The organism is Okeania sp. SIO3I5, from assembly GCF_010672085.1.
Lineage (GTDB): Bacteria > Cyanobacteriota > Cyanobacteriia > Cyanobacteriales > Microcoleaceae > Trichodesmium.
This window is the reverse complement of record NZ_JAAHHT010000222.1, coordinates 7925-16117: the sequence shown is the minus strand read 5'-3', so window position 1 is coordinate 16117 and position 8193 is coordinate 7925. Positions and strand designations below refer to the sequence as shown.

Below are 8193 nucleotides of genomic sequence, written 5' to 3'. Positions count from 1 at the left end.
CGCTACATTATTTAAACTACAAAAGTTGATCGAGATTAATAATGTAAAATCCTGTCATATTAAATCCGGTAGTATCAGTATAAACAAGGAAAAAATCAAAAATATTTTCCTGATTTCAAGCCTCTGACTTTAGGCAGAGGTTATAATTTTGAATTAATAATTTTGAATTTTGAATTGATTTTATTCCTTAATTAAAATGTTTGATTGTATAATAGTTGGCTCCGGCCCCGCTGGAGCAAGTGCAGCATATCATCTAGCAAAAAACGGACGTTCTGTATTAGTTTTAGAAAAAGAAACTTTACCTCGATATAAACCCTGTGGAGGTGGAGTTTCTCCTATTGTTCAAGAATGGTTTGATTTTGATTTTACACCAGCTATTTCTATGAAAATTAACTCCATTCGTTATACTTGGAAAAAAGGCGATTTAGTAGAAGTAAAACTACAAAATCAACAACCTATTTGGATGGTACGCCGAGAAATTTTTGATTATTTTATTGTTCAGCAAGCGCAAAAACAGGGAGCAGAAATTAGACATCAAACTCCAGCGATCGCCATAGAATTTAAGAACAATAATTGGCAAGTTTATACAAAGAATGAATCCTTTAGTTGTCGCTATTTAATTGCTGCCGATGGTGCTAAAGGTTCTATGGCAAAATGGTTAGGCTTTAAAAATCGTAAACGCTTTTCAGGTGGTGCGATGGAAATAGAAGTACCAGTTAAAAATCAACAAATTGATAGTGCTTATTTTGAATTTGGAATGTTAAATAATGGCTATGTTTGGAACTTTCCTAAAGCTGATGGATACTCGATAGGAGTCGGTACATTTTGGCGAAAACACGGTCAAAATTTTGGAGCTTTATTAACAGAATATGCCACGATGTTTGAGGTAGATATTCAAAATGTTCAGAAGTTTGGTCATCCTTTATGTTTATGGAATGGAAATCAAAAATTACATACTCAAAATTCTGTTTTAGCAGGAGAAGCAGCTTGTATTGTTGACCCTTTTACTGCCGAAGGAATTCGCCCTTCTATATTTACAGGTATTAAAGCAGCAACAGCAATTCATAATTCTCTAAATGGGGATTTATTTGCCCTAGAAAAATACACTCAAATAATTAATGATGAATGGGGTAAAGATATGGTTTGGGCACAACGTTTAGCTCAAGGATTTTCTCGTTTTTCAAGTATTGGTTATCAAGTAGGGGTGAAGCAACCTCGTGCCACTACTATTATGACGAAAACTTTGTCTGGAGAATTGCGTTATTCTGATGTAGTAAATTCTGCTTTACGAAAACTTTGGCAAAGGTAATTTCAGTTATCAGTTATCAGTTATCAGTTATCAGTACCTCTGGCTAAACCCAGAGGCTAGAAATAGAGAAATTGATTTTATCCTCATCAAAACAAAGGTTTTCTCTTATACCAATTCTCCATGAAGTTGCGCTTAATAAAAGATAACAGATATTAGTAAAATTCAGGTCTGGGGAAGAATTATTAAGCGCATTGTTACAGAGAAATGGTATTACTATAAAAAAATCAATTTTGTAACTCCATTGATATCTACTGTCTGTTGCCTTCTCCTGGAAAAAATATTCCAAGTATATGAAGTACAGATATTAAGAATTAAATCTTCCTAGTGCGGGCATCTTGCCCGTGATAGGTGTATTTCACTAAGGTATAATCTGCTGTATTTTTCATGCTTATACCTAATACTACTTTGAATACTACTTTGATAAATATTTATATCATTTCCGGTTGAATAGTTATCATTAAATAGTTGTAATTAAAGTTTGTAGTAGGACTTGAACAATATCTATCTTTTTGATCAATCCCTACTACAAACAAAAACTTTTTTATCACTATTCTTCCTTCTGCCATATTTTTCTCAATCTTGATTGTTAAAATCTACTCTGTCGTAAAGATCGCTAAAAGCTATTTGAAAATCTAGAGAAATTAACTTTAATATTGACTCTTGAGATTGATAATATGTAACTTCCCATTTTTCCTCAGCAGTTTTAGCATATTGTTCAATATAAAACTGATATTGGTCAATCAAAATATACTCTTTAAAATCAGGAATTGAGCGATAAAATTTAAACTTTTCACCTCGGTCATAATTTGCTGTTGATTTTGATAATACTTCAACAAGTATTGAGGGATTAGTAACTGTATCAGTACGATTTTGATAATAAGATGGTTGACCTTCAATTATCATTAGATCGGGGTAGGTATATAAATTATAATCGGGTATCCACAACCGTACATCGCCGATAAATACACGATAATTTTTGCCTTTTAAAGCCAACTTTAAGTAAGCACAAAAATTACTGGCAATTTCGTTATGATTAGTAGTTCCACCTGTCATTGGTATAATTTTTCCATTTCTATATTCATGTTTATATTCAGCAGTTTCCTCTAATAAAAAATATTCTTCAGGAGTATATATTTTATTTTCTGTTTGAACTTGCATATTTTTCTCAAATTCCAGATTAATATGGTAAAACCGACGGGGTAAATATTTTTTGCTTCAAGACTTATGCCATTTTGATAAATATTTGCTACAAATAACTAAGGGATTTTTTAGGAGTCAGAAGTCAGGAGGCAGGAGTCAGAATGAATTGCTTCAATACCACTTTTTAGGTCGGAAATAATCTTTTTTGTCAAAGGGATGTCTCCTGAAAATTATTTTTATCGCTCTTACTATTCGTAACATTCTTTTTTTTAAATGGTATTACGCACGCATATCAAATCATACACCATTTGTAGGGGCGATTTCCTGCGGAATGCTGCGCAAACGTGAATCGCCCATACTAGATATAGTGGTTCTGCGTAAGTCCTGTACTTGTTCCCCATCTCCCCACCCTTCCCACACTTCCCATACCTCCCACACCTCCCACCCTTCCGACACCTACTCCCTAAATTAAAATCGATTTGAAGTAATTATTACCCGAGGTTCAGCAAGATATAAATCGGTGCGATAAACGAAATAAACTAAACCTTTTTTATCAACCCATCGTTCATATAATATCTTCAAATTTTTTGTAATTTCTTCCCGTTCATAACCTTGATTTGGCACCGATGAAGAACTCATTATTCGCCCTATTAGTCCGAGTAAATCTAACTCTTGTCGATGAGCAAATACTGAATGTCTAAAATTAACAAAATGCGGACTTTCTTCTAAAGATGCAATCGAAACATTACCCTTATTTTCAGCTAGTGGATGAAGTTTAGATATCTGCTTCATTAAATTACTATTTTCTTGAGTAAATCCATCTTCTTTATTCCAGTTATTTCGTACAATAGCTAACCTGCCAGATGGTTTTAAAATTCTGTGAAATTCTTGTAGAGTAGGTTCCAAGTTAAACCAATGAAAAGCATGAAAACAAGTTACTATATCGACAGATTCATTAGGTAGATTAGTAGCTTCTGCAGTTGCCTCCTGAAATTTGATTAAAGGATGAGGTGTAGCAGCATTTCTCATTTCAATATTTGGCTCAATAGCGATTACATTGATTCCCTGTTCAGCTAACATTCTAGAGCCAATTCCTGTACCTGCCCCAATATCTGCTGCTACTAATTTAGAAGGATTTTCAAATCTACTTATTATAGCAGTAATAGCTTCTTTTGGATAGTTGGGTCTATACTTTGCATAATCTGTTGCTCGGTCAGAAAACCGATTTAGTGGGTTCATGTTATCTTAGCCACTCTTAATTAATATTATTTTCATTCACAACTTTAACTCAATTCTCAAATCATGGCATTCTGGAAATAGAAAGTTAAGTAAGCATTCAGCTATTAGCTATCAGTTCTCAGCAATAAGACCCTACTTTTGTAGTAAGATTTAACTCTGGCTCAATTTAACAGAGATTAAAGAGATTAAGAAAACATTTAATATTTAAAATTTAGTCTAGATTTTGATATTTTAAAAAAATTAATTATATTTACCAAACTAATAGTAAAAAGTTATAGATATTTTTCGTAAGCATTCAGCGGTTAGCTAGCCTCTTTTAGAGGAGCTAACGCTATCAGCTATCAGCTTCATTATCTTTAAAAGAGGAAAAAGTAGTTGAGATGTTTCAAAGAATTCAAAGTATGGGAAAAAGTCTATCAGCTAACCTTAATAGTCTAGTCTATCGAGCTACATTGGATTATTAGAAAGCTGAGAGCTGACTGCTAATAGCTGAATGCTTACTATTTTTCAATAATTAATAACTAACAATTAATAATTACCTCTTCTGTAATAGAAGGATTGGGTTAAAAAGAATTTTTTTCTTCTCAAGAGAAGATTGGATATCGACCAACTTAAGACAAGTGCTAGGATATTTCCTTATATTCAATTCTGTTACCGAAATAATTAATAATTTAACAATTAAAGAATTAGATAATTCAGGTTTAAAGCCTCCCCTTTCAAGAGGAATAAAATAAATCTTTTCCTTTGAGTCAATCCTCTCCCTTTTAGGGCTATCCCTTATAAGAAACTCCCTAAAAGGTTGTGGGGAGGGTGGGGAGGATGGGGAGGATGGGGAGGTGTGGGGAGTAAGAATCTTCAAAAAAACGTCTAAATTCAATACACTTTTCTGATGAAAAAGACTTTCAAACGGCCTATACATAACTTCTCACTTTTGTCAGTTTTTATGTGAAGAAAGATGTTTATAAAGCATAGCTTTTAGGGAGAGGTAATTATCAATTATCAATTATCAGTTATCCATTATCCATAGGCTGTCAATTCATTCTGAACATAATATAATATATTAATTACATCTATTCATATTTACCGATTGGACTAAGAAAATCCTATGAAAGTAATCAAAAAAATTATCCTCCATTATCAAGACGATCGCTCGGATAAAATTTATGAGGTTGAGCTATTTGAAGTGAAAGAAAATCAGCATTATATGGTTAATTTTAATTACGGTCGTCGTGGTTCAGAATTAAGACATGGTATTAAAACAGATGGCTATGTTCCTTTTGCAAAAGCTGAAAAAGTTTTCAATCAAGTAATAGCAGAAAAAATTAAGCGTGGTTATCGTGACGTTACTGGAATTTCTCTAGATTCTCTCCCTAAAAAAACAGAAGTTCCTAACCAGAATCATTTGCGTAAACAAGCAATTCTGGAACATTTAGCTAGAGAAAAAACTGGTCGTCCTCTGGAAAGAATTATTTGGCGGGCAGGGGAATTAAAAATAGCTGAAGCTACTCCGATGTTAATTAATTTTATCGGCACTGGTACGGATTTAAGAGATTATTGTATTGCTTGGTCGTTGGGTTGGTGTGGTGGAAAAGATGCTCTTGCTGCTTTAATTAGACTGTATGAAAATCCGGCAACTTCAGAGTTTGTTAGTCGGATAGTTTTTGAGGCGATTTTGAAATTATCTGAACCGGAAGTTCGCGCCGAATTACAGACAGAAATGATCGAGTTTTTATCGCCAGAATTAAGGGAGTTTGCCCGTCATGGAACGGCAGAAAAATTTGAGGAAGTATTTAAGCAACGTCTAGGGGAAGGTAAAGGTTTTTCAGACATAGAAAGACTATATCAAATAGATAATGAATATGTGCGACCTGCTCTTTTAAATTTTCTCCGTACTGCTCCATTTCAAGAAAACTTTTTTCAGCCAATTCGTCATATTTTTAAAATGGCTGAATATCGTCGAGACCCAGAAATTTTTGGCATTCTTACTTATAGATTTGACACAGAAAAAACAACTGGTTGGAATGTTTATACTGAAAAAACTCGTAATTATTTACAGAAGCGAATTTGGCGAATTTTAGAGAAACTTGGCATAGATAATGATGTTGAATATATTAATTTAGCGGTAAGTATTTTACGGCAATATTCTGATGCTGATGTTATGTATTATCGGCTAGAAAAGAGATTTTATTCTCAACTCGAACATAGATTTGTTGATTTTCTAGTTCTCTCTCATATTCTCTACACAAATCATTCTCGTTATTCTTTATCTTCTGATAGGCTAGAGTGGAAGTTTAACGGATACTTTGAACGAACTAATAAGGAGATTAAACAACGGGGAGAAGCTTTTCCTGAATTATGGGAGAAACAACCAGAAATATTGGTGCAATTATTATTAGAAAGTAACTGTCATGCTGTAAATAATTTTGCTGTGAGAGTATTGGATCGTTGCCAGAGTTTTTATCCAAAAATTAATATCAAAACTCTCATAGAATTTATCAAAAAATCTTATGAAGTTACAGTTAGATTTGGATTTGAATTAGCTATAGAAAGATATAAAAAAATAGACCCCGATATAGATTTGGTTTTAGCATCGGCAAATAGTATTTTGCCTAAAGCACATACGGCAGCTTATCGCTGGATAAATAAACAACCAAATAGATTTTTAAATGCTAATTTTCTGGCTGGTTTAATTACCAGTCAGGAACCAGACACTCGTGAATTTGTTCAAACATTTCTTAGTTCACATAGTCTGAAAGAAGGTACTGCTAAAGTATTAATTGGTAAAGTTATTGCTGAGTTATTAACCTTTAAACAAGAAACTTATTGGATAGAGCGAGTCGCTCAAGATATTGCGGATATATTGTTGAGTTGTTTGAGCTATCAATTAAAACAATTGGGTATGGGAGTTATTATAGATTTACTCCAACATTCATTGGTAGAAATTCAAGAGTTAGGAGCAAATATTCTGGAAAACCATGAAACTCCTGCTGCGGAATTACCTACTAATTTAATTGAGTCGTTGATTGAATCTCCCTATCCAAAAATTCGGGAAATTGGTATTAGAATATTTGGGCAGTTGCCAGAGGAAATTTTGATCGGTTCTCGGCGAGATTTAATTATTGCTATGGCGGTTAGTTCTGAGGAAGATATTTGGAGTTTAATTGAGCCTATTATTCAGGATTTGACAAGGAAATATTCAGATTTTGCTAGTCAGTTAGCAGGGGAATTTATCGACATTTTGCTAATGCCAGAAAAGTCAGAAGGGGTTCACGATTATTTAGCAGGTTTATTGAGGGATGATATTCCGGGATGGCAAGAAAGTATTAGTTTAGAAAAAACTAAGCAGTTATTAAGGGCTAAATCAGACTTTACTCAAGAATTAGCGGGTTTAATTTTAAAGGCAAATTATCGGCAGTGGGCAGGAGATTTTGCCACAATTGAAATTGTTAAGTTGGCAAATTATCAATTAGTGGCAGTTAGACAAGCTGCATGGCAAATTTTTTCTGAAAATATTCCTCGTTTTAGAGGTAATTCTCAGGAGATGTTGGCTGCGGTTAGGTTGTTAGAATCTGATTGGGAAGATTCTCGTAATTTTGCTTGGGAAATATTTCAAAAATCATTTGATGAAACTGATTGGTTGCCGGAAATAATGGTGAGTATTTGTGATAGTGTGCGGGATGATGTAAGGGTGTTTGGGCGTCAATTGGTGAGTCGTTATTTTGAGGATAGTTATGGTCAAGATTATTTGTTGAAGTTTAGCGAACATCCTTCGGGAGATATGCAGGTTTTTGCTACGGATTTTTTGTCAGATTATGCTGCCGATAATGTGGAAAGATTGCGAGATTTGCAGCCTTATTTTATTAGTGTTTTGTGTCAGGTGAATAAAGGTCGGGTGGCAAAGCAACGAGTATTTAGTTTTTTGGAAAAGGAGGCAGAAAAAAGTGAGGCAGCGGCGAGAATTGTGGCGGATATTTTGACTAGGCAGTCTGTGACTATTGCCATTGGGGATAAGGCAAAGGCGATTGAAATTATGTTGAAAATTCATAATAGTTATCCAGAGGTTTCTTTGCCTATTTCTGTTAGGTCTGTTTCTCGGAAAGTTAAAAGCTCACACGGATTATGGCACGGATACACGGATTGAGTGTCAGTCCACTACTGGACTGAAGCACCCCTCCAGAGGTGATGAGTCGGGAAAGTTTCCGACTATTGCCTTAAGAGCCAGAGTTTAATCATTTGCTAAAGCACCCGCCAGAGGTAATGAGTCGGGAAAATTTCCTTCTGTTGCGTATAGAGCAATAATAGATTCATTTTATGAAGCACCCTGTCAGAGGTAATGAGTCGGGAAAATTTCCTTCTATTGCGTATAGAGCAATAATAAATTCATTTTATGAAGCACCCACTAGAGGTGATGAGTCGGAATTTTTCCCGACTGTTGCCTTAAGAGCCAGAGTGTAATCATTTGTTAAAGCACCCGCCAAAGGTGATGAGTCGGGAAAATTTCCTTC

At 34.4% G+C, this 8193-nt stretch carries 5 protein-coding genes; 2 read left to right on the top strand and 3 right to left on the bottom strand.

Translation table 11 applies throughout. The features are described 5' to 3' along the window. Nucleotides 1-196 precede the first annotated feature (196 nt). Nucleotides 197-1309, top strand: a complete 1113-nt coding sequence (locus F6K40_RS31935; protein WP_293141884.1) for a geranylgeranyl reductase family protein — start codon at nt 197-199, stop codon at nt 1307-1309. Between the two features lie 573 nt (nt 1310-1882). On the opposite strand, the gene F6K40_RS31930 is transcribed toward F6K40_RS31935, so the two are convergent. The 3 genes from F6K40_RS31930 to F6K40_RS31920 form a co-directional block, all read right to left on the bottom strand. Next, nucleotides 1883-2467 (bottom strand): Uma2 family endonuclease, encoded by a 585-nt coding sequence (locus tag F6K40_RS31930; RefSeq protein ID WP_293141882.1) that lies wholly within the window; start codon nt 2465-2467, stop codon nt 1883-1885. 279 nt (nt 2468-2746) lie between these two features. Beyond that, nucleotides 2747-2905 carry a hypothetical protein gene (locus tag F6K40_RS31925; RefSeq protein ID WP_293141880.1) on the bottom strand — a complete coding sequence of 53 codons (159 nt, stop codon included), beginning with the start codon at nt 2903-2905 and terminating at the stop codon, nt 2747-2749. 12 nt (nt 2906-2917) lie between these two features. Further along, nucleotides 2918-3688 carry a class I SAM-dependent methyltransferase gene (locus tag F6K40_RS31920; RefSeq protein WP_293141878.1) on the bottom strand — a complete coding sequence of 257 codons (771 nt, stop codon included), beginning with the start codon at nt 3686-3688 and terminating at the stop codon, nt 2918-2920. A gap of 1105 nt (nt 3689-4793) precedes the next feature. Here F6K40_RS31920 and F6K40_RS31915 point away from each other — a divergent pair. After that, nucleotides 4794-7829 carry a WGR domain-containing protein gene (locus tag F6K40_RS31915; protein ID WP_293141876.1) on the top strand — a complete coding sequence of 1012 codons (3036 nt, stop codon included), beginning with the start codon at nt 4794-4796 and terminating at the stop codon, nt 7827-7829. Nucleotides 7830-8193: the final 364 nt, after the last annotated feature.

Excerpts from the sequence above, each read along its gene's own strand:
- F6K40_RS31935 (WP_293141884.1), top strand. The coding sequence starts at position 197 with ATGTTTGATTGTATAATAGTTGGCTCCGGCCCCGCTGGAGCAAGTGCA.
- F6K40_RS31930 (WP_293141882.1), bottom strand. The coding sequence starts at position 2,467 with ATGCAAGTTCAAACAGAAAATAAAATATATACTCCTGAAGAATATTTT.
- F6K40_RS31920 (WP_293141878.1), bottom strand. The coding sequence starts at position 3,688 with ATGAACCCACTAAATCGGTTTTCTGACCGAGCAACAGATTATGCAAAG.
- F6K40_RS31915 (WP_293141876.1), top strand. The coding sequence starts at position 4,794 with ATGAAAGTAATCAAAAAAATTATCCTCCATTATCAAGACGATCGCTCG.